This is a genomic window from Mucilaginibacter sp. (assembly GCF_036568825.1).
Taxonomy (GTDB): domain Bacteria; phylum Bacteroidota; class Bacteroidia; order Sphingobacteriales; family Sphingobacteriaceae; genus Mucilaginibacter.
Map to the genome: position 1 here is coordinate 1 of NZ_DATCRU010000086.1, position 22,501 is coordinate 22,501.

Annotated in this window: 23 protein-coding genes; 6 read left to right on the forward strand and 17 right to left on the reverse strand. The window is 42.7% G+C overall.

From position 1 onward, the window contains the following. Positions 1-221: 221 nt before the first annotated feature. The 7 genes from VIM89_RS18580 to VIM89_RS18610 all read right to left on the reverse strand — a co-directional run bounded on the left by VIM89_RS18580 (position 222) and on the right by VIM89_RS18610 (position 8,261). Positions 222-1,994 carry a hypothetical protein gene (locus VIM89_RS18580; RefSeq protein ID WP_488157678.1) on the reverse strand — a complete coding sequence of 591 codons (1,773 nt, stop codon included), beginning with the start codon at positions 1,992-1,994 and terminating at the stop codon, positions 222-224. 40 nt (positions 1,995-2,034) lie between these two features. Next, positions 2,035-2,460 (reverse strand): hypothetical protein, encoded by a 426-nt coding sequence (locus VIM89_RS18585; RefSeq protein WP_488157679.1) that lies wholly within the window; start codon positions 2,458-2,460, stop codon positions 2,035-2,037. Between the two features lie 114 nt (positions 2,461-2,574). Further along, positions 2,575-3,540 carry a hypothetical protein gene (locus VIM89_RS18590; protein WP_488157680.1) on the reverse strand — a complete coding sequence of 322 codons (966 nt, stop codon included), beginning with the start codon at positions 3,538-3,540 and terminating at the stop codon, positions 2,575-2,577. A 399-nt stretch (positions 3,541-3,939) separates the two neighbouring features. Beyond that, a complete protein-coding gene (locus VIM89_RS18595; protein ID WP_488157681.1) occupies positions 3,940-4,566 on the reverse strand; it encodes a DUF6712 family protein in 627 nt (208 codons plus the stop codon). 309 nt (positions 4,567-4,875) lie between these two features. After that, positions 4,876-6,159, reverse strand: a complete 1,284-nt coding sequence (locus tag VIM89_RS18600; protein ID WP_488157682.1) for a hypothetical protein — start codon at positions 6,157-6,159, stop codon at positions 4,876-4,878. 167 nt (positions 6,160-6,326) lie between these two features. Further along, the gene (locus VIM89_RS18605; protein WP_488157683.1) at positions 6,327-6,911 is read right to left on the reverse strand and encodes a hypothetical protein; all 585 of its coding nucleotides are present in this window, start codon (positions 6,909-6,911) and stop codon (positions 6,327-6,329) included. 141 nt (positions 6,912-7,052) lie between these two features. After that, the gene (locus VIM89_RS18610; protein ID WP_488157684.1) at positions 7,053-8,261 is read right to left on the reverse strand and encodes a hypothetical protein; all 1,209 of its coding nucleotides are present in this window, start codon (positions 8,259-8,261) and stop codon (positions 7,053-7,055) included. Position 8,262: 1 nt separating this feature from the next. On the opposite strand from VIM89_RS18610, the gene VIM89_RS18615 reads away from it, so the two are divergent. After that, positions 8,263-8,385 (forward strand): hypothetical protein, encoded by a 123-nt coding sequence (locus VIM89_RS18615; protein WP_488157685.1) that lies wholly within the window; start codon positions 8,263-8,265, stop codon positions 8,383-8,385. A gap of 92 nt (positions 8,386-8,477) precedes the next feature. Here the strand turns inward: VIM89_RS18615 and VIM89_RS18620 are convergent, their stop codons facing one another. Further along, positions 8,478-9,668, reverse strand: a complete 1,191-nt coding sequence (locus VIM89_RS18620; protein ID WP_488157686.1) for a head maturation protease, ClpP-related — start codon at positions 9,666-9,668, stop codon at positions 8,478-8,480. 403 nt (positions 9,669-10,071) lie between these two features. Between VIM89_RS18620 and VIM89_RS18625 the strand changes: the two genes are divergently transcribed. Next, on the forward strand, positions 10,072-10,380 hold the full coding sequence (locus VIM89_RS18625; protein WP_488157687.1) for a hypothetical protein: 309 nt from the start codon (positions 10,072-10,074) through the stop codon (positions 10,378-10,380). A gap of 123 nt (positions 10,381-10,503) precedes the next feature. Further along, a complete protein-coding gene (locus tag VIM89_RS18630) occupies positions 10,504-11,349 on the forward strand; it encodes an SGNH/GDSL hydrolase family protein (RefSeq protein ID WP_488157688.1) in 846 nt (281 codons plus the stop codon). Positions 11,350-11,383: 34 nt separating this feature from the next. On the opposite strand, the gene VIM89_RS18635 is transcribed toward VIM89_RS18630, so the two are convergent. Further along, positions 11,384-11,641: a hypothetical protein gene (locus VIM89_RS18635; protein WP_488157689.1), complete on the reverse strand. Its 258-nt coding sequence runs from the start codon at positions 11,639-11,641 to the stop codon at positions 11,384-11,386. A 106-nt stretch (positions 11,642-11,747) separates the two neighbouring features. On the opposite strand from VIM89_RS18635, the gene VIM89_RS18640 reads away from it, so the two are divergent. Next, the gene (locus VIM89_RS18640) at positions 11,748-12,230 is read left to right on the forward strand and encodes a hypothetical protein (RefSeq protein ID WP_488157690.1); all 483 of its coding nucleotides are present in this window, start codon (positions 11,748-11,750) and stop codon (positions 12,228-12,230) included. A 34-nt stretch (positions 12,231-12,264) separates the two neighbouring features. Here VIM89_RS18640 and lepB read toward each other — a convergent pair whose 3' ends face one another. Beyond that, the gene (gene lepB / locus VIM89_RS18645; protein WP_488157691.1) at positions 12,265-13,365 is read right to left on the reverse strand and encodes a signal peptidase I; all 1,101 of its coding nucleotides are present in this window, start codon (positions 13,363-13,365) and stop codon (positions 12,265-12,267) included. A 90-nt stretch (positions 13,366-13,455) separates the two neighbouring features. Between lepB and VIM89_RS18650 the strand changes: the two genes are divergently transcribed. Continuing rightward, the gene (locus tag VIM89_RS18650) at positions 13,456-14,070 is read left to right on the forward strand and encodes a tetratricopeptide repeat protein (RefSeq protein ID WP_488157692.1); all 615 of its coding nucleotides are present in this window, start codon (positions 13,456-13,458) and stop codon (positions 14,068-14,070) included. A gap of 36 nt (positions 14,071-14,106) precedes the next feature. On the opposite strand, the gene VIM89_RS18655 is transcribed toward VIM89_RS18650, so the two are convergent. The 4 genes from VIM89_RS18655 to VIM89_RS18670 all read right to left on the reverse strand — a co-directional run bounded on the left by VIM89_RS18655 (position 14,107) and on the right by VIM89_RS18670 (position 18,525). Further along, positions 14,107-14,340: a hypothetical protein gene (locus VIM89_RS18655; RefSeq protein ID WP_488157693.1), complete on the reverse strand. Its 234-nt coding sequence runs from the start codon at positions 14,338-14,340 to the stop codon at positions 14,107-14,109. A gap of 104 nt (positions 14,341-14,444) precedes the next feature. After that, positions 14,445-15,680: a hypothetical protein gene (locus VIM89_RS18660; RefSeq protein ID WP_488157694.1), complete on the reverse strand. Its 1,236-nt coding sequence runs from the start codon at positions 15,678-15,680 to the stop codon at positions 14,445-14,447. 101 nt (positions 15,681-15,781) lie between these two features. Continuing rightward, the gene (locus VIM89_RS18665; protein WP_488157695.1) at positions 15,782-16,339 is read right to left on the reverse strand and encodes a hypothetical protein; all 558 of its coding nucleotides are present in this window, start codon (positions 16,337-16,339) and stop codon (positions 15,782-15,784) included. A gap of 119 nt (positions 16,340-16,458) precedes the next feature. Next, positions 16,459-18,525: a hypothetical protein gene (locus VIM89_RS18670; RefSeq protein WP_488157696.1), complete on the reverse strand. Its 2,067-nt coding sequence runs from the start codon at positions 18,523-18,525 to the stop codon at positions 16,459-16,461. Positions 18,526-18,620: 95 nt separating this feature from the next. Here VIM89_RS18670 and VIM89_RS18675 point away from each other — a divergent pair, with 95 nt between their 5' ends. Then, positions 18,621-19,079: a lipocalin family protein gene (locus VIM89_RS18675; RefSeq protein WP_488157697.1), complete on the forward strand. Its 459-nt coding sequence runs from the start codon at positions 18,621-18,623 to the stop codon at positions 19,077-19,079. Positions 19,080-19,193: 114 nt separating this feature from the next. On the opposite strand, the gene VIM89_RS18680 is transcribed toward VIM89_RS18675, so the two are convergent. The 3 genes from VIM89_RS18680 to VIM89_RS18690 form a co-directional block, all read right to left on the reverse strand. After that, positions 19,194-21,263 (reverse strand): hypothetical protein, encoded by a 2,070-nt coding sequence (locus tag VIM89_RS18680; RefSeq protein ID WP_488157698.1) that lies wholly within the window; start codon positions 21,261-21,263, stop codon positions 19,194-19,196. 44 nt (positions 21,264-21,307) lie between these two features. After that, positions 21,308-21,751 carry a hypothetical protein gene (locus tag VIM89_RS18685; RefSeq protein WP_488157699.1) on the reverse strand — a complete coding sequence of 148 codons (444 nt, stop codon included), beginning with the start codon at positions 21,749-21,751 and terminating at the stop codon, positions 21,308-21,310. A 160-nt stretch (positions 21,752-21,911) separates the two neighbouring features. After that, complete coding sequence (locus tag VIM89_RS18690; RefSeq protein WP_488157700.1) at positions 21,912-22,358, reverse strand: hypothetical protein; 447 nt, start codon at positions 22,356-22,358, stop codon at positions 21,912-21,914. Positions 22,359-22,501 lie beyond the last annotated feature (143 nt).

Below are 22,501 nucleotides of genomic sequence, written 5' to 3' on the forward strand. Positions count from 1 at the left end.
ATGGCTGCTACGGCCGACCCTGCCGAAATTAAAGAAGCAGTGAGGCCTGAAGGAATACCATGAATGGTAGCCAATGTACCGCCAAGACCAGCCAGGCCAACGCCGAATACTTGTACTTTTTTGAAAAATGCAGGCGTATCAGCGGTGATACGCTGCCAGAGGGTGAGGTTTTGCATGAGGGAAAGAGGAATAGGGATTTAATGAATAAAATTATTTTTTTGCTAAGGATTCGTCAATGTAAATCCATTGGTATTTAATGTAGCAGGGGAAGTGAGGATATATGTTCCTTTTACAGATATATTACCCAACAGCCTTTTTGCCCCTGAACCATTTAATGTGAGGTTTTGATAGCCTGAAGTTGGGTCGGATGGTATTTGAATATCCTGATTGCCCGATGCACCATAAACAAATGTATTGGTCGCTTGATTACAGTATAGTTTGCCGGTTATCATTGGCGCCGTAGTATTTTGGTAAGTAAGTATGCCTCTGCAATCAAATGTTGAAGATGTATTATCTCCATTAATTGTGCCTGTCATTGGTACCAGGACATTGCCATGCAAATGAATGACAGATATCGCTCCACTTACAAGCCAGCTGCATGCCAATACGCCTCCATTAATTATGGCAAAATCAACAATCTGATTTGTCGTTGTAAATTTAAAAGTACCTGTTCCAGTGTAAACAGAATATACACTCAAAGTAAGACCAGCTCTGAATTCAACATTTGGGTTGCCTGCTCTTAAATCCACTACGGTTGAAGTATTTGATCCGTGATCGAATCTTGCAGCGCCCTCAAAAGTTATATTGCAGAATGAGCTTGCCAAAAAAGCATCATAACAAGTAAATGCGCCTTTTACATCCAAATCAAATCCTGAACAATCAAGTATCGAGCCAGCAAAACCATTTGAACCTATTACTAAAGTTTGATTTACTATAGTGGAGTCACTTAGATGTTTTGTGCCGCTTGAACCTCCTATAAAAAGATTCGCATAAGATGTATACGGTAAGGTGAAATCGCCATTAAATACATAGCCAAGCGTAGAAGATGAGGTGTTTTTATAATTAAAAATTCCGGTTGCCATTGGCACATGGTTGTAACCTAACCAAAGAACGCCATTATTATTAAAAGTAGAACTCGATACAGTGCCACTAATAGTGCTATTAGTTTGAAGTGTGCCACCCGTTAATGTAACCGTAATAGAACCCGAAACAACAATAGCAGCATTCCATACTCCTCCTACATATGCAGCGCAATTAAGAGTTTGACTGTTAGTTGAAAATGTCCAAGTTCCTGACCCTGTTGTTAAATTAAAGGTGTGTATAATCAATCCCTCTCTAAACTCAACGTTTGGGTTTCCTACTGATAAATCAGTGATTCCTTCAAAATCTGCACTGCCAATAAATAGTAGTGATCCAGTTGAAGAATTCTTTGTAAATTTATATGGCTGGCCCGTTTGACCTATTGTGGAATTGCCATTTACTACCAAATTATATGCTCCACATTCAAAACCACTTAATGGGGTGAATGTTCCCGAAATCGTCAAATCACTTACCATATATTTTTGAGCACCAGTTGTGCTTAGATTTTTATATGGTAGATTTAAGATAAACTGATCATTATAAGGTGCTCCAAAGTTTATTGTCGAGTTCCCAGGTGTAAAGTTTGAGTATTGAATTGAGTTTGAAAGTCCATTTAAGTTAACAGTTATATTTGAGCCTGTAAAATCAATAAACCCTGTAACTTGCAGATTCCCATTTATTGTGAGGATTTGAGATGCATTTGCAGCTGTTAATTTCCCCGAAATAAAAAGGTTGTTTATTGTAGTAGATTGTAAACTGTTCGTATCAAGATTTACGGAATGACCTATGTATACATCATCAGCGCTCTGGGGTACGGTAATTAGATGCTTAGCCAACGCATTACTCATCCACGTGTTCGGATCTTCCCAATTACCATCGCGGACACTATACCAGACATTTTTCTTCCGGCGCATTATGGCGTGGTTTTGTGATGTGGATACTGCCAGCTGCATGTTAGAATCCTCTTGTTTTTAGTCGTACGTAGATATCGGCGGTTAGGGCGGTTTTGTTTACTACGTAAAGGGGTAGGCCGCTTTCGATAGTGATGACGCGGTTGCCTGCCAGGTCGAGGTCGAATACCGCAGGGGCTAGTGCTGCCAGAGATGCCAGGGTGGTGCTACCGTTATTGCCCGAGTTTGCCGGGATGCTTACCTGCACCAGGTTGTTTTCGGCTGTGGCGGTGTTTCCTATGAAGAAGTCGAGGTTGCGGGCGGTGGAGGTTTCGGTGCTTCTGAAAAGTATATCGGTGATGACCGAGCCGTTGGTTGCTCCTGTAAAAAGCAGGGTGGCTGTGTTGGCTGCCAACCCTGATGCCAGCTTTACGGCAACATAGGTTGAGGTTAAAGTGGCGAAGACGGTTTGATTTGAGTTACTTGTCATTGGTTGTAGTGGTTAGAAAGGTTGGAGAAGTTGTAGTAGCTGAAGTAGTTGTAGTGGTGTAATCTCTAACAATTCCAACCTTTACAACTTTTACAACCACTTCAACCTAATCAACTAAATAATGGATTGCGTAAAGTTTGCATTGAATTTATTGGCGGCTGATTGGCGGGCGGTGGCTTCGGCATTTACCAGGCTGGTGGTTTTGGCGCTGCTGTATACCGATGTGGTCGAAGCGGTTGTGTCATCAATAGATGGCCCTGTGGCGGGTGGGTCTATCCAGTGATCATTGTAATCGGTGCCGTCTATTTTGGCTAATACCTGTCCGGCGGTTCCACCGGTTGGTACGCCTGTTCCTGCCGGCCCGGCAGGACCTGTGTCGCCGGTATCGCCTTTTATTCCCTGCGGACCTGTTGGGCCTGTAGCTCCGGTTGGCCCGATTGCACCATCGGCTCCGGCTAAACTTACACCATCCGGCCATACTCCCCCGGCTTTCGGGCCAAAGAACATGAATGTGCTGGTATTGATATAGAAGTCGCCATCAGCACCGGTTGACAGGTTGGAAGGATCGGTTGTTCCATTGAGAATGGATTTGCCGTTGGTGCCATTTGTGCCGTTGGTTCCAGGTATGCCTTGTGGTCCGGCGGGTCCGGTCTGCATGGAAAATGACTGGTTCCAGGTACCGGCTGATTTCTTGTAGAAAATGCCGGTTCCGGTATTGATGTAGGTATCATTGTTGTTTCCGGTTGCGCTGCCCGGAACACCCAGGCCATATAACACCGTTCCATCTGTTGAGCCTGAAGATGATGGAAGGGTATATACGACGGTCCACACGCCGGATATTTTTTGTGCGAAATTGCCTGCTGAGGTATTGATGAATACATCGCCGTTTTTGCCAATGGTGTTTTGAGGTAGTGTTCCGCCGAAGGAGATATTGGCGCCGAGGTTTAGGTTGGAACCGATAAATCCCAGCAGGGTAGAGAAGGCGAATTGGTAATCGGTGCCGTTATCTACCAGGATTGAAATATCAGAGGTGCTGATGGATGTGGCTATGGGGAGTTCGGTTATTTTTTTGTCAGACATAATGATATTGTTGTTTCAATTGGTGTGTGGGCTGCTCAATTGCCGCTAGGCTGTTACTTTTTTCTTGATAAAAAAGTAACCAAAAAATCAAGTCAATAGACGCTTGCTTCTTTGCCGCACCTGGCCTTTGCCCTGCAAATCAGACAAAACCATCCCGATAATTATCGGGACAATACTTTGCCCTACTATCGTTCGCTCTGGCCCTTGCTTCGGCAAAGTTTGTTAATGCCCTTTCCTGCGCTTGAGGCCACCATTGTTTTGTCTGATTTTGGCCGAAGCTGGTCTATTGACGGTTGGTTTCATGTGAAGGAATCCAAAATATAGTAAACGAGGTTTATCGCACCGCACTATCCTTCGATAAACTCAGGACAGGCTGGCTCAGTTTGATACCCTTTTTGCTTAATTATTTAGGATTGAATCGAGCGGTAAGTAGTTGCCTGCATAATCATCGCCGGGATAATTGAAGGCTGTTTTGTCAATACTGCGGATGCGTGGGCCGGCCTGGCGGCTGCTCCTGTTTTTAGGGTTGAATTGCCATAGCGGGAAATCGGCTTTATGGTCGCGCAGGAATTTTTCTACTTCGTTGGCGTGGGCATTGGCTACGCTTCTGTGTTGCTGTACCAGTTTGGTTATATCCTGGGGCGAAAGTGGGTCGGCATTGTCGTGGTGTTTGATCACGGGGCCTGAGGATGTGTAATGTACTGCGTCGGCCTCGACAAAGCGGGCAAAGGTGAAATAAACCAAGGTCGGCAACAAGCCTTCATAAAGAACGATGTGACCATAGCGGTCGAGGTACTCAGTGCCGTTCAACAGGTCTTTGTACTGCTGGGGGGTATTATCCTGCAATGTACCGTCAACATTGAAATACTGGATAAAATCATAATACAAAGCATGACCCAGGAAAGGCTTCAGATCGAGCTCCTGTGCTTTTTTAACGAAGACTTTTATCCGGTCGGATTTGATGTTGACCGATAAGTCCTCGTAGTTTTGAAATGTGATCTGGTCGATCAGGTATGGGGTGGGCATTTTGTTAATGAGTGAATGAGTGAATGAGTGAATGAGTGAGTTGGTTAAATGGTTGATTATGTTAGATTGATGGCACAGTGTTGTGGCGTAGAGTTGACTCACCCGGTCATAGCTTCGCTCGACCACCCTCTCTATGCTGCGCATAAAGAGGGGATTTTTTATTTTTTAATTTTTTCTTCTCCCTCTTTATGGCTTGCCATAGAGAGGGACTAACAGCGTAGCGCATTCGGGGTGAGTCAACTCTGCGACTGGCTGAATAGATTGGTCAATGTGCAAGTTCAACCGCAATCAACCACTTAACTCAATCAACTAATCAACCATTCTCTCTGCTTCTTCCTGTTTAAAGCCGTAGGCGTAAACCAGGGTGGCGATTTTGTTTTGGGTTGGTATTGTGGAAAGCAGCAGGTCGTTGATGCTGTTTCCTGCGGTGATGCCGGCATTGTCGTCGGCGACTGAGGTTGGTACAGGTAAGATATTCCAGTTACAGGATGGGTTGATATTGGTGCAGAAGTTGCCAAATATTTCGGCGAAGGTTTCAGATAATTCCTGCCTGTCGGGGGCGGTGTTATCGTTGAATTCGCGGATGGCTTCTTTCTTTTCGCCGCCATTACTCAAGCCGGATGATTTTTCAGCGTTAATCAATTCCTTTGGTATCGAGAAGCCTTTGATTATACGTGCCTCTACTGATTTTTCCGTCGACTCAAATAGTTTGTCATTATTTTGGATAGAATAAGGCTTGAACTCGGGCTTTGAGTTCTCATCTTCATATTCGATCACAATGATCTTCTGTGCGCTTTTTGCTCCCTGGAAAGTACCAAGGTCGCGCTCCAATTGTGAAGGTACATTGTAATAATGCTGCTCATCGCTGTCAGGGCGACTATTATCTGCTTCCTCTCTGCGTGATTGCATAAAGAGCATGGTTGACGGCAGAAAGCCTGTGGTTACCTCGCGGTTGTTGAATATTTTGATGCCGGCTTCGGTTTCAAAATCTTCCCAAACGCTGTCGGCTTCAATCAACGGATAATCATCAACTTCGGGGTTAAAGTAAAAGAGCTGCCCTTTATACTTATCCCATCCGCCTGCAGCAATTACCTGTTGTTTAATGGCCGTCGGATCAGGGTTGTATTTATCCAGGAAAGTGATCTTGCTGCGCATGATGTTTTTCCAGGTTTTGCGTCCCCAATCGGAGTATAAGGCATATTTGTCGGCAGTCTCCGGCGAATCGGTATCGCCCATGCGAATGTCTTCGAATTTCATATAATTCACTGAAGCCACTTTGTAAGCAGCATTATAGTTGATATGAATGCCGAAGCCTGTAAATAAAGCTTTATCGGAAGCGACAGCCTTTAACAATTTTGCGAGTGTGAGCCCTTTTGAATTGATCACCGCCTTACCCAGATCGATCTGCTCAAAACCGGTTCCGCCTATAAATTTTGCCCGTTTGTTCCAGCAGTCTTTTGCTGTAGGTGAAGATGCAACCAGTTCCAGCATGCGTTGAGGATAGGCATTGTCGAGGTCGTAATTCAGTATGCCGAAAGTTTGATTAGGACGTACTAATATGCGGCGTTCAATTTGTGGTAGATAGGTTTTCATTAATTTTTGTGATTACACAGATTTTATTGGTGATTACACCGATTTGTGTGAGTAGTCAGTGGTGAATAGTGAATTCATAGTGAGTGATGAATCGCGCCGTTTTAATTGTCTTGATACCAGCAGAGGGGTGACCGCGTTTGCGACGTTTATTCACTATTCACAATTCACTATGCCGCCAGCGCTTCAATAGCGGCAAGTGTGCTGGCGTAAGTTGCTGATCCGCTTTCTGGTGCGATGGATACAGCACGGGGAGGGTAGGGTTCCCGCATTTTGTCGGGATTGGTTAATTTAAGTTTGTAACCGCCTTCCAGGGTTTCGTCGGCTGCGTTGCGCTCGGCATCGGTCAGGATCAGGCCGTTAACTGCACCAAATAATTCGATAGCCGAATCGCCTGATTTGTAATTGTTAACAGCGATAGCTTTTACCCGTCCGTAGCCCATTGCCATTAGCTGTGTTTTGATATCGGTTGATAAGCCGGCAATGTTAAAATCGATTTCCTCGGTATAACGTGGCCCAACCTGTGTTTTGGCCAGTTTCGACATGGTATTGAAGCTGTTGTTGGTACCTTCGAACTTGTAGATCTTGGCTCCGGATACAGCAGTGAGACCGGTTACGATAAGTGGATTACTGATATTGTAGGTTAGGGTGATGTCATCCTGATTGAAGATGTAGATGACATCCTCGATACCGGAAGTGACGGGATCCGCTGTACCCAGGCTGAACCCTGCGTTTATTTTGTTGTAAATTGACATGTGTTGTTTAATTAGTGAATGAGTGAGTTAGCGAATGAGTGAGTTAATTATTTGATTTAATGAATTATCAATTTAATAAAAGATCAGTAGCTTATTTTTTGCATTCACTAAATCGCTAACTCACTCATTCACTCATTATGATCAGGCGCTCAAGTAAAAAATCTCGTTGGCAAATTTGTAGTTCACGGCGGCTTTCATTCGGGCCTTCATGCGCACTACGTTGTCGTTAGTGTAAGGCTTCATGTAAACAGTTGACAGTTCGGATGCATCACCTAACAAATCGACTCCTAAAAACAAGTTTGATGAGCGTGCACCAAGAATAGTATTTGCCTGCCAATGGTTCATCAGTTGAAGAGGTACACCTAAATAATCCATTTTTTTAGGGTCAGAGAAAGCATTCAGGACGTTTGTTGCTTTGTTTGCCTGAGCCTGTGCATAAGCATAACCTATATGCAGGGGGATTTGCAGGTTGAAGTCTTCCTGGCTGCGATCGGCAGGGTCGAGTTGTGAATAAACGCTGCTCAATACGCCTAATACGTTGCTGGCGTTAATATAGCTGACAGTAGCTGCGGTTGCAGTTCCGCTGAAAGTTGCCGGTTTGCGCGTATTGATCTCATTGAAATTGCGAACCAGTTTAAAGGTTGTACCGCTTGCTATCTGAATGAAATAAGACTGACCTTGAATTGCGATACCCGGCGCGCCATTGGTAGTATCTTTGCTGGTACCGGTTACAGCGGTAATGGTTACCACGTCGCCATCAGACAAGGTAGAGGTATCGGATACGGTAACTACTCCTGAAGCATCGATAGCTGTAGCGGTCATAGAGGTTGCTGATTTGCCCAAGCCTACTTTATAAACGCCTGTAGCTGCTGAGATAGTTGGCAATAAACCCGCGAATGAAGCTGTAAAGGCGGCTTCTTTAGTTGCGGATTTACCCAACCAATATAGGCGTTCATTTGCAATTTGAATTTTGGTTAAATAGCGCTGAACCATAAAATCTGACAAATCGACAACACCTTCGTAATCCATAAAGGCACCTGGTTTAAGGCTTTGTGATTCCCATGACTGGACGAGTTTGTCCCATTGTTCCTGTTTCATAAACTCGTATACTACCGGGTCGAGGTAGCTTTCGTTTTGTAATGCGGTGGTTCCCTGGTCGGCGAATATACCGGAAGGGTCCTGTAGCACTACGTCGTCGTCCACATCAAGGATGACCTTGCGGGATTTGACGTCGTTAATAACAGTCAGCAAACCGCGTTTCACCGAATCGGCTTCCAGTAATGTGCTGGCCATAAAACCTGCCAGCGCTTCGCCGGCGTAGGTATTGTTTGTAAATGTAAATTGGGGCATTTTGGTTGTATTTGTTGTAGGGGTTGTAAAGGTTGTAGTAGTTGTAGAGGTTGTAGTAGTTGTAGAGGTTGTATTGGTTGTAGAGGTTGTAGTAGTTGTAAAGAAGTTGTATTGGCTGAATTAATTGTAGTTATAGAAGATAGGGTTGTCGCCTTAAAATTTAAAAGTCGGCCTTTTTAACCACTCCAACTTTTACAACCAATACAACCTTTTCAACTATTTAGCAATAGCTTTTTTAACAGCGTTTTTTGCGAGAGTGGATTGCGGGGCGAAGAATGGGGCCGGTTCGGATTTGGCTTTGTTGCTGCGGCGGGAGTTTTCGGGAGTGAAGTCGGAGTGGATCTCGTTTTTTATTTCATCGCGGGTTTTGTTCAGGCGACCATTTGCTGCATCAAGCGCTGCTTTTGCTTCCGCTAGCAGGGCATTTTGTGCATGTAATTTAGCTTTGATCGAACGGATACGATTTTGTACGTCAGTTTTTTTCCTGGGATTGATGAGGAAGTCATCAGAAATGTCGGTATCGTCATCATCGTCAGCATCCGGATCACTTGAGGGTGTTACCGATTGCACTTTTCCGCCTTTTACTGCTACCTTCTGGCCCGATGGGGTGGTATAGCAGTCAGCTGTCGCCGGAGTGGTCATGTCTTCATCCTGGTACACTTCTGTACCTTCGTCCAGTTCTCCGGCATGATGTAATGTGCCTTTGTCGGTAATGGTTTGTTTGTTGACGACCTTCCTGAAGAAGTTCATAATCTTATCCAAAACCGTTGTGGTTTTTTCGATAAGGTCCTTGTTTTCAATGTTCATGTTTGTATTTGTGTTTAAGAGCTTGTTGATGCAGCGTCGATAAATGGCAGGTGCCGAGTCAGTATATTTTTTGATAAGTGCACTATTAATGATAGGTTGACTGTAATCCTCAATTTGGTCGATAAAACCCAGATCGAGCGCCTGATCTGCAGTCATCCAGGTGACGGAGTTGATCAAACTGTTCACAGTAACTCCGTCCAAACCGGTTTTGTCCATATAGATCTGTGCGAGGCGCGATTGAACTACATTGAGCATTTGTACATCTTTCAATAATTCATCGGCATTGCCGCCCGAGCCAACCATTGGTTTGTGGATCATGAGCAAGGCATATTTGCTCATCGCCACCGTCTGGCCGCCCATAGCCACTATGGAAGCGGCGGAGGCGGCCAGTGCATCTATATAGGTTGTTACTTTGCCAGGGTACTTTTTTAGTAGGTCGTAGATAGCAATGGCGTCGAAAGCGCTGCCGCCGACGGAACTGATGTGTATTTCTACATCCTGGCCGGCTGCGTTTTGCAGCTCGGCCTGAATGTAAGCTGATGATAAAGTGCCTGAGCCGATGTTATCGGTTTCGGTGTCGTATAGGTAGATTTTGTACATTTTTTAAGATGTGAGATTTGAGACGTGAGATTTGAGATGAACACAATTTTGGGATTATCGAGATTTTCAAGATTGAATCACTTAATCTTGTTCAATTTCTGATTCTCTCCAATAATAGATTACCAGCGCTGTCAGATAGATAATGATTATTCTGCTGATTGGCATATTTCAAAGATCGGGTTTATTGTTTGTTAAGGTGGTGACAGGGATTTGTCAGTGGTTTGAACACGATTTTTAGATTTATCGGATTTGCAAGATCATGGTGATTCTTTTAATCCTTTAATCGTGTTCTGATTGATATATTCAAATATCGGGATAGTTGTTCAAGATGGTGGTGCCAGGATTTTGTCAGTGGTGGAGAATTTCTATTTTTGTAATAGCTCATAAACCTGACTCTAATCGATTGGAAAAAATACTCCTTGTCATTAATTTGACGATTTGTGTATGTTTTGCGAATGCACAGTCAAAGCACATAACTAATCCGGATAAAATCTACACAGCCGTTGAGAAGGAGCCTCAATTCCCGGGCGGCCAGGTCGGCTTTTACAAATCACTTCAAAAAATAATAGTCATTCCTCAAAATTGTTTAAAAGACTTGAGCGATTTAAAGGTAGTCATTGAATTTGTGGTCGAAAAGAACGGACGATTAACTCATATAAAAGCTGTTAAGGGTGGATGTCCGGAAACGAAAGAAAGAATTTTAAATTTTTAAGAAATGGGCCTAAATGGAAGCCCGGCAGTATTGCGGGAAAAGTTTGTAGGGTTCGTTTAAGGATACCCATTCAGATTGAACCATCTCTTACGGAATAAAAGCGATTCATCTATATATCTTTCTATGAAAAAATACCTGATATTATTGATTGCCATTATATTATTCAGCTCTTTCGGCCAAAAGAAAATAGTTTGGGTAGCGATCGGCGACTCGATTACTTATTTAAACGATCACCCGGATGAAACAATGAACAGAGTGACCAGTGGCTATCTGAGCCGGGTTACAGCCACATTGCCAAACGTTCAATACATTAACCAAGGCCACAACGGATGGAAATCAACCGACATTGCAGCCAACATAGACAAACTGGGGCTTATAAAGGCTGACGTTTATACTATTTTCCTGGGAACGAACGATTGGTGGGGCGGTGTTCCTGTTGGCAATATTAATGATTATAAAAATGCAACCGGAACAGGGACTGTTTTTGGTTCATTCCGGATAATTATAGATAAAGTTCGCCAGTTGAACGGGCAGGCTAAAATAATATTGATAACGCCCATGCAGCGCAGTGATTTTGTTTATGTGCTTGATCACAACAATAATGCCTATGGATCTTACAAGCCGAAAAACGGGCAGTTGCTGTCGGAAGTTGCGGATGCGGTGATCGCCATTGGAAAATATGAACATCTGCCAGTGATCGATATTTATCATGATCCACGGTTTGATATTAAGAATATAGTCAATTTTAAACGCCTGAAGGATCCGCAAACAGGTAAATACAAAGATTTTCTATATCCGGAGTCGACGACGATTCCCTATGATCCAAAAACCGATGAGTATCCTTATCCTCCGGCAGCTATCAACATGACTTATGACGGTCTGCACCCATCGGATAAAGGGGATTCGGTTATTGCCCGTTTGATTGTGGATAGTTTTGACCGGCTGGGCGTTTCCGGGAGAGATAAATAGATCTGGCCTATCAGGATATTTATTTAGCTAAATCTCAACTTAAATTGGTTATTAGTTTTACTTTCAACTCAAAATCTTCCCGGCTTAGTTTGCCTTTACGCAACTGGCTTAAATATTTTAACCCGCTTAACCTGTCAAGTTCGTTTTGGTATACCTGGTGTTCTTCGTCAGTTTTTGGCGCTTGCTGAAGCCGTAAACGGATGGAGGTACGTGATATTTCATCTTCGAGCGTATCGGGCGGGCAAGTACTGAATTGCTCATAAACTTTTTGGGGGAGTGGAACGGCAGTCATCTGTTTGGTTTGTTTACCTATTATACGACCTGCTAAAAAATTAGGTTTTAAGGTGGTGTTACCATTGTGTTATGAATTTTGTAGATTTGAGATAAACCTTGTTACAATGAAAGACTTACCATATTTTCTGGCACTTGTTAAGAAAAACGTGATCTTGTGGACAATCATCACAACAGGTTCTTTTGCAAAGATTGATTTTAGTAATACACAACACAGTTCAACAAGCCATAGTATATTGCTGAAAAACTATTCATTGAGTAATGAAGATAGATTTGACGATGTTATGATAAGCATCAGGCCATTTGAAACAATTGTGATATTTAGAGGTGCAGATAAGAAATATAGCCAAAACGAAAAATATTATTTTGGAACTGATGAAATAACCGGTAGCGCAAGTGTTGTAAACGACTCATCTAAATACAAGAGAACAATAACTATGCTGGGGCCAATAAAATTAAATGCAGATACCAGCGTGTATATTTTTCCTGATGAGTCTCGAATTACGCTCAGATATGTTTCAAATAACTACCTTATTGTCAAGAAGAAACGATTAGATAGTCTGGAAAAAATAGACAGCTTGAAAAAATAATCCGCTTGAATCAAGCAATCGTTAATTCACTAATTTAATTTATCGGCTTAAATATCCTGTTCCATCTGATCTTACTGAAGAAATTTTGTGTTGAATCGGTGCTGAAAAAGGTGATCATTGCCTTACCCACGATGTGATCCTCGGGTACATAGCCCCAGAAGCGGCAGTCCCATGAGTTGTGACGGTTGTCGCCCATCATCCAGTAATAATTCATTTTAAAAGTATAGCTGGTAGTTTTCTGTCCGTTTAGAAGAATATCGTTACCCTGGATTTCTACTTTATTATGTTCGTATAGCTCAATAGCGCGCCGATATAATGCCATTGTTGAATCATTTAGTGGAATTGTATATCCTCGTTTAGGCATAACCAGAGGGCCATAATTGTCCTGGTTCCACTTAAAAAGTGGATTGCGTGGAAAGACATCTTTAGCATAAACGCCCGGTGGCTGGACAAAAGGGGTTACGCTTTTTATAAAAGAGTTGCTTTTTAAGACCGTCACATTTTTATATGGGATTGTGACGGCGGTATGTGTACTGTCTGTTTCAGATGGCTTAATATTTAAGTTTGAATAGAAATCCGGGTTGATATTGGAGCCGTCAGTAACTATTCGATAATCGGTTTGAGAATCAGGGGCATTCGGCGCGGCCTTGCCGTTGATGTAGACTTGTCCGTTTACAATGGTCAGTACATCACCTGGTGTTGCCTGACAGCGTTTGATTAGGGCGGTGCGTTCGTCTACGGGTAAATTATATTGCGGATCGGCTTCTTCGGGTTTGTTGAATACCACAATGTCGCCTTTTTTTACCTCAGTGAATCCCGGCAGACGCCAATAGGGTAGTTTGATCCAGTCGAGATAGGTTTTTATACCATAAACTTTCGGTTCGGTAAAAGGTATGGAAAGCGGTGTATTGGCTATGCGGGGACCGTAGCTGATCTTGCTTACAAAAAGATAATCTCCAACCAGTTCCGTCCCTTCCATAGAGCCGGAAGGAATGGCATAAGCTGAAAAAAGCAATCCACGGATAATAGTAGCAGCAACGAAGGCGAATAGCAGTGCATCCATCCACTCGCGCAGTTTGCTTTTCTTCGGTTTTTGGGTATCAGTCTTTTTTCGGAACGGGGATTTCCAATTCATGATAAATATGATTTATCATGTTAGATGGGTGAGGGGGCTAATTGTTACAGCGAACGACAATTATTTGCTATTTTAGTAAAACCTAAGCCGATGAAGCGACTTATTCTGGCAATTTTATTTTCGGGATTTTATCTTCTTACAAGCAATTATGTTTGTGCTCAGTCAAGTATTAACTATGATAGAGCTAAAAAGTTGAGCGATTCTGCGCTTATGTTGGAGGCCACACAACCGAGTCTGGATGCAGAGAGTTTGTATGAAAAGAAAATAGAGCTTATTAACCAAGCCATAAAAATTGATAGCAACTACTTCCTAGCATATTCTGACAGATTTATGGTTGAGTTTGAACATAAAAAATATAATGAGGCGATTCTGACAGGGAAGCAGATGATTAGAATAGAGCCGACAAATCCTGATTTAGAAATAGACGTTGGTGGTGTCTGCGAAAATAATAATGATACGAGTTCTGCTATTCAACACTATAAGCAAGGTTTAGCAAAATATAATCGGATACTCGACACAATTAGCGTTAAAAATAAAAAACGATCTGAATATGAAGCAGGAAGAGCCATCGCGTTTATTTTATTAGGTGATGAGCAAAAAGGACGCACATTATTAAAAGAGCTTTACGATAAGGCAACAGATGATGCAGAAAAGTGGGCATTGCGGAATTTTATAAGTGCGCCCCGAAAGTTTTTTGTCTATTAAATATCATTATTACTTCAATGAACGCCTTTTTGATGATCAATTCTCCTCAAAACTATTTAGCGCCCGCCAGATGGTGCGCTCATCCCTGTTGAATTTTCCGCCGGCTTCAAGTACTGCCTGGTTCTTGGTTAGGCCGCGGGTTTGTATTTGTGCCTGTACCCAAAGATATATTTCGCGATAAGTGAAAACTTTAGCGGTGATGAATCCTGCTTTGTATAGTTCGGAGAATATGCCGTCGTCGAAGAGTGTGTTGGCGATTTTGATGTTCATGGGGAGAGTTAAGTGGTTGATTAGGTTGAGTGGTTGATTGGGTTGGATTAAGTTGGGCCTCATCCTAAATCCTTCTCCAAGGGAGAAGGACTTTTAATGCACAGTTATAGATTTACCCTGTTGATGGTTTGGGCGAGGATGTTTTGCTGATTGTTGATGTCTTTTACATCGACATATACAGGAGGGAAGTTATTGATCATTTGATAAGCTACTGTGTTGGCTAAATTCTTTTGGTCATTTGCAGGTTGGTTATAGTAACGGTTGGCATTGCCGCCATCGGTAAATATGCCACCTACAGCATAACCTCTTGACAGGTGGGGAACCGAGAAATCGCGACCCCCATAAGCAACATTGATAGCGCTGACCAGGTTGCGAGCCCAAGGATCGCGCATAGCTTCTGAGACCACAACTGCTTCGCCGGAACGCAGAAATGCATTGGTATCGTCTGTATGACTATAGCCTGATAGCACAGCGCCCTTTCCATCTGATTTGAAATAACCGCCTTTGGCAAGTGCGGGTGGTTGTTGTTTGCTGATAATTGCTAATTGTGCCGCTGTTTGTGCAGCAATAACTCCTATTGCTATAGTTCCGGCTATTGGGCCTAATGTGGCTTCAGCTTTGGTAATGGCAATGGCACCATTTATAATTGCCTGCGCCCTTGCTGCATTTTGATCAGCTTTGAAAGCCTTCTTTTTTGCATTATTTTCTAGATTATCATAGGTCTGGTTAATACTTGCTATTTGGGCCTTATCATCTCCAGCAGCCGCTATTCTAGCCTTTCTATCTCTTTCATCTTTTAAGATCTCATAGTCACGCTGTGAATCATTGCTTTTAGTCATTATAGAAAAAATCGAGTCGGCAGTTTTTTGAGTGCTATCGATAATACTTGCACGGATTTTATCCTGGGATGCTTTCGTGTCCGTTTCAGCTTTTTTATTGGCATCCTTATTAATATCGACTATTGCCTTACCCGCAGAATCTGAAGAAGATTTGTAAAAACCGATAACGTTACTAAAGACTTTTTTAAATCCATCGCTAAAGAAACTAAATATTCCTGTGCCCGTTTTTTTTATATTTTCCGTTGTAGTTTGTAGCTGAGTACCCTGATCTTTTGCTGTTTCGGATAATTTTGCAGCACTTTTTTCAGCATTGGCAGCCAATTGCGAAAAGTCTTTATTCAGGGTGTCAATATTTCCGGAAAGAGTATCAAATGGTTTGCTGAGGCCACTGATACTGTTCCGAAGATTGTCGATAGATGCTTTATATTGATCAATCTGATCCTGACCATCTTTTATAATTTCTATATCAATCGTGATTTTTTTGTTAATGTCGTCAGTCATATATTTAAGAGTTATTATGTTTTATATGCTAATTGGCATAATTTGATGTGAAAGATAAATTGTTGAAGGCTTATTAAATTATTAAAAAAATTGGACTTTGTTTAAAGATCGGATCGCCTTTTTGCTGCAGCCGCGTTCGAAAGATCAGTGTTCTGATACCTGAGTCGAAGAATTAATGCATTGCCGTAAAGAACAATGTGAAGAGATATCACGTTTCTATTTTTTGATTGCCATAACGTTCTTATATCAATATTTCCCTTTAGAAGCATTCTGATCTTTTCTGAATTAGTATATCCCGGAGCATTATAAACTTCTCCAGGTTTTCCATAAACTGCTGTGATATCTGCAACCAAACTATCATAATAATTCAATATATCATCTGTATTTGAAAAGTCAAAGAAAGCATCATAGGCCTTATTGTCCATAAAAAAAACGTTCAAATTGTTTATAGGCCTGTCGCTAAAAGAAAAATTGGAAAATGTAAGCTGATCTTTTTTGGAAAGTGAATCCACCTTAATACCTCCTTTTGCCAACACCGCAGCTTTTACCGTTGCTGAGTCACTTTCAAACGGAATATCCATAAACCCATCAATTGATTTTTTTTGAGCGAACGCGAAGCAGGGGAGTAAAAATATAAGAAGGGATAAAATCTTTTTCATACAATAAGGTTTGCTAAGTATATTAGCAAATATAAGAATCAATAATTGATTTTACAAACATTTTGTTTTACTATCTTGCCTCACCTAAATCCTCTCCAAAGGAGAGGGCCTGAAACAACCTATCCCAATTTTACCAGTTCCACTTTACAAGGTTGACCTTTGCGCCAGCTGTCTATTTTATTGATGTAGTAATAGGCGTTGTCTTGTTGCAAGTAGACTGGTATCATCAAATCCAGCTCAAGAATGTCCCGGGGAGTTAAGAGGAAATAACGGATCACCTTTTTGGTTTGTGTTAGCACCTTTTGCAATTCGGGGTAATATTTGGTTTTTAGTCCTGGCAAAGTGGTATTAGCTGTTCCGGGCATATCGCAGAAGCAAAGGTTATAATCGCCTTCAGGTTTATAGAAATAGGGGGTGGAGATGATATCGTTTACGATAATATTATTAACGCCGTCAGTAAACGTAACGGTTTTATTGGATGGAAGATGAGTTTTCTGATCAACCAGGATGCGCGGCGATACCCCAATGGAAAAATCCATACTGCCGGACGTATTGTCGATCATTTTTATTTGTGCAATCTGTCCTATAAAGTATGGTCTGTTTAATGTTGGGGCAAACTGGCTCTGGGAGAGATCGGCTGTTGCAGGGAGGGTGGCATCATTGATATTGATCTGTGCGTTGGCAAAGTCTTTTGGTAATACATTGTCGTCCTCTTTGTATTTCAGATAATTCGCCTGTGCATAATTGCCTAATTGAAATGACACCTGCTTACCCTGATCAATGCATTTTCCAGTCCAGTCTTTTGCTATCGGGATATTATTCACAATATCACGTAATGAGTTGAAGCTTACTGTTCGTGTCGCGTTATCCGTTTGACATATAATGCCAAAACGCTGCAGGGTATCTTTCAGCAGATCTTTCTGGCTGATATCGGGGAAGATGCGTTCGCACTGAACGGTTTGACCGAATTGTACATTCTGATTTTGCGACTGAACGGTGAAGGTAGCGCCCTGGTAAATGACAAATGATGCGGGGTTGTCGCCCAGCCATGTGTAACGCACTTCCACACTTTCACCAGAATTCAGTGTTGCTTGGAATGAAGTTACCGTATTATAAATATCAACATTTCCTCTAATATTGCCACCGTCACCGCTGGTTCTCTGCCACGAACCCATATCCCAGGTAAAATCAATACTTGCTGATTCGGCATCGCCAGAGGATGTGTGCGTGATCAGAACCACTTTAAAATGTGTCGGATGATTGCCGGTTATTTTACCGGTCATGCGTACATGTGGAAAGGTAACGGTAACAAGCACATTATTTGTCTGTGACGATACGAATGTAGTACCGCCTGAGAATTGATTGGATGGGTCTGAGTTTACGATATCCCAAACCAGGGTGCCGTTTGGATTAGCGTCACTTGGATGATCAAGTAATGTATTAATTCCGGTTGCTACAGCACAGCTCCGGTTATCCGGTTGGTTCTGGTAATCGGTTCCATGCGTCCAGGAACTGTTACTGAACTGGCAGATAAGTAATGGGTATAACGGATCATCAAGCAATGAGCCTTTGCCTTTATAGCCAGTTGATTGTAACAACAGATCAATGGCTGATTTGATAAAGAAGCCTGGCCTGAGATAATGAACATCGATAGATGGAGTAAAATCCTGCCCGTTAATAAATCCGTAATCTATAACCGGGTATATCCAGCCGTCGGTTTTGGTTTGGGAAATAGCTGCATTCTGGAGGTTCCAGGTATGATCATAATTTTTCCAGACAAGGTTTTGGCCGTAGTTGGTCCATTGACTGGTGCTATCGCCCATGTCATATAATTTCCCGTCTATGGCGTCGAAGAAATCGACATTGCCGGATAAGACAGTAACGTTAGCATTATCCTGTTCGATGCTGTTAAGCTCAGCAATACCATAAGGGATGATCTCCAGACCATCCTGGATTAACCTGGCAGGATATTGCTGATAGGGTGCATTGGTGGTAAAGGCAATATCATCCGGGAAGCCAAGTATCTGTCGGTTACGTTGTGTAAGCGGAAGTTTGAACTGGTTGCTGGTGTTACCTTGTTGATTTTGCACCTCTGTGAGATTATTGATTTGGAAGGTGAGGGCGATGGGACTATCGTCGTTGAGGTCGACGAGCTGATCATTGATGTATAATTGGAGTTGGTTCATGCTGAGTGAAAGTTGTAAGGTTGAAAAGTTGCAAGGTTAAAGCATGGATTATTGTGATATTTATTAACTTAGATGTACCAATAATCTAAATCTTAATGAATAAAGTTTTCGGCATACTCTTTTTGGTGATTTTAATGGGTAACCTTGTGGCTTGTAAAAAGGATGCCAAGTCTCAAATCCCGGCTGCATTAATAGGTAAATGGTATGTACGGCAGTACACAACCACATCGTCTTCAAATGCCTTTTCGGATACACCCTATACCGTCCGCTTTTCTGATACGGCTACTAATGTTTATATTCAATTTAAAAACGACGGTACAGGTCTTGAGGAATATTCTGCTGATCCTAATTTCGTTTCTGTACCGCCTCTTGGGTTTACTTATAATATTTCCGGCAACAATATTACCTTTTCGCAGATCACGGCAATAATGATGGGAAAAACCTATTCGTTTGAAATGCCGACCAGCAATTCGCTGCTCTTGCATATCAATTATAGTTATACAGCTGCGGGTATGGTTATAAATAATGTACAAGAAATAACGCTCGGCAGGTGAGTGGTGAATAGTGAGTGGTGAGTGGTGAGTGGTGAGTGGTGAGTAGTCAATGGTCAACTATGACTTATTAACTTTGATTAATTATTCACTATTCACCACTCACTATTCACCGAATCATTGTGTTTGTATATTAATGGATGGCATATTGAAGGTGATGCTGAAAGGCGCCTGGCCGTTCATGGTTTCGTATTCGCTGTAGGTGGCGGTGTTGATGACGATGGTTTGCCATTTAACCGGGTTTTTGTTGATCAGCATCTGCACTTTAGGGGAATATTTGATGGACTGCAGACCTTTGATGTCGTTAACCGACAAGTCCTCGGCCATCACTTTCATTTTTTGGCCTGCATCTTTGGAGATCACTTCTTCGATACCATCCTGGTTTTCCCAGTCGGATACAAAGTTTTTGATGATGGTGGCGTTTTGCACATCGAGCGAAATTTCCTGGTTGTAAACGAAGCGGTAATATTCCCAGCTGCCACTTAAGCCTATCCACCGCAGGTAAACAGAGCGCTCATCAATTGCATCATCAATGCGGATAGTTTGGGTTTGGGTTATTGCGTGAGTCGCTCCATTTTCGTCATCGTACTTTAAGGTAAGGGTAAGATATCGTGCTTCATCGGGGAAGTTGCCGTTGATCAATAAACGGTTCAATCCTAATTGCGCCGGAAGAGGCGTTGTAGAAATAGTTTGCCCTGAAATGATGAGTTTACTGCTATCCTGGTTTAAAAGCCATGAACCGTCCTCGTTTAACAGGAAATTGGCTTGTGCATCTCCGGGCAATGGATTGCGGTTTATATCCAGTAAAGTGAGTTCATAATAGATATTCAGGCCAAGCAGGCTCTCGCTATAAATAAAACCGATATCAAAAGGGTAGCCGTTGGAGTAAGCAGGTTCGGCAAAATCGGTGACCCATTTGGCCAGTTGAGAATTGTCGGTCACTAATGCAAAAGGTACATAGGCCGCCAGGTTGCCACCGTATTTGGTACCTAATTGCTTGGCTGAATAAACCACATAATAGGGATCGGTAATGGGAATATAGGATGAGGTGTAACCGTCTGCCGTGCCGTTGTCCCAGCTTTCAGCATATTGGATTTGATAGCTGGCGCTCAGGTTATCGTCGCGAAAGTTTGCTTGGGTAAAAGTGCTTTCGTCTTTTGCGCGCAGCAGGCTTTGCAGAAAGTTGGAGAAATCTGCTCGAATGATGCCTTTATTATCCGGCCTGTTTATAGCCTGAATGGTTTGTTGCTGGCCGGTTAGCTTATCCTGGTAAGTGATCTGTGTGAGCATTTTGTAATATGGCCGCAGGCTATTGATGTTGACATAACCGCCTGCTGTTGACGAGGAGACATAAGGCGTATTGATGATGAGGGCATTATATTGTATCCCGGAAACCTGATAAACGCCATTGTAAGCTCCCGCATTCACATAGATCATTTCATTGGCTTTCGTGCCGATCACTGTAGCATTAATATTTAACTGTGCTTTTTGTGTCTGACTATCCTGTGTGATACTGGTTACCTCGAAATCTTTACGCTGGTAAGTGAATACGATTGGATTGAAAGCTGCATTCCACCGGGAGATATTGCCATTGCCTAAGTCGACAGATGGATCGCCGATCAGCAGGTTGCGAACTGTGAGCAGTGTGAATTGCTTAACAGCAGTACAATTGTTTGCATCGCGTATGTAGGCGGTATAGGAGCCTCCGGTCAGGCCTGTAAATATAGGCGATGATTGGTAATTGCTGGCATCCAAACTGTACTGGATGGGGCCATAACTGGATGAGGCGTTGATGGTAATTTGTCCGTCGGCGGCACCGGGAGCAGATTCTTTTTTGTCGGTAATGATAGCGTTGATGGCGGCATCACACACCGTCGGTGGGCTGGGCGTACCTTCGGCAGAATCGACCACCGTGAAATTGCGGATGTCAATTATAGTACCATCCGAAGCTTGCTTCCGGCTCAGGATGCCGCTGTAGACCAATAAGCTTTGGCCGGGAACAATAAAGTCGTGATTGTTGGTGTTTCCTGTGTCGTAAAAGGCAACGGTTACGGACATGTTGTTACCATTGGCGGGGTTATTATTTTCATCGGTGATAATGATATAAACGTCGCCATTGGTGTAGATGATGCCATGATCGGTTGTGCTCACTTGATTGGTGATCCGTATTTGGGGGAAGAGAGACATGGGTTTTAATTAGTGAATGAGTGAATTAGTGATTGAGTGAATTTTTAACTCAAGCCTAATGAATCAATTATTTGCTGTGCTATTTCGTCGGCCATTGGATTAATGACCTGATCGAGTCTTAGATCAATATTGGCATCGCTTAGCGGCTCAGAGAGTATGCCGGGTGTACCTTTGAACCCTTTTTTATCAATAGACTTTTTGATCGCCCATGCGGCTTTGTCGGGTATGTCTTTGACCTGGCACCATTGCTTTATGCGATCGATCATGGGTGGGCTGCCGGGTATTGCATTTGGACTGGTTGGGCTACGGCCAGTTTCCAGTATTTGTAAATAAGCAGGTAGTTGCAATTGCGGATTGTCGCTATCGCTAGCATCAATAGTGATTTGTTGTGCGGTTTGCCCGGTGGCGTATTTGCCATTTGATTGTAGGGAATGGATGATGTCTGCTTTGAGGGATTCGAGGAAGTCGGTTAGGTGGTTGTTGGTCATTTGTTTTGCATGTTGCAGAATTTACTCACCCGGTCATTGCTTCGCTCGACCACCCTCTCTACCGCAAGCGGTAAAGAGGGGATTTTTATTTTTTCTTTACCCTCTTTGCGGAGCAGAGAGGGTCGACCAGCGCAGCGTTGTCGGGGTGAGTTGATAGAGCTTAATAGCTTTCGAAATACATCGTCGCTAAGCTGAGGGTCAAGCTAACACCTGTTGAATTAACATCGAATTTGTTGTAAACGGGGAGACATTTGGCTTTGTCGCCAGCTTTGATGCGGAAATAACGGCCGTCGCCTTCGCGGTATTTGGACGCTTTGACGATAAATTCGTTAGCCATGCGGAGCGCCTGATTTACATAGTATTCGTTGCTGGAGGTGTATTGGTCAAATTCTGTTTTGTAGAGGAATTCCATGTAGACTGAGAATGTGTTGTCTACTGATCCATTGATTTGTGGCGAAACAGCAATGGGTTGCAAAGGATACATGAAAACGCAAGGGAATGAGGCGTCATCAGCCAATTGATTGATCTCATTTACTGTACCGTAGATGAAATTTGGTTGTTCTGTGAGCGATTGGGTTATTGCTTCGATTTGGTTTCTGATTGGCATTTTGTTGGTTTATTGGTCATTGGTCATTAGTCATTTGTCATTGGTTGATTGGGGGATTGTCTGAATCAGAATTTTTAGAATTAAAGGATTTTCAGAATTTAGCTAATTCTAAAATTTTGTAAATTCTGATTCAGACAAAAGCT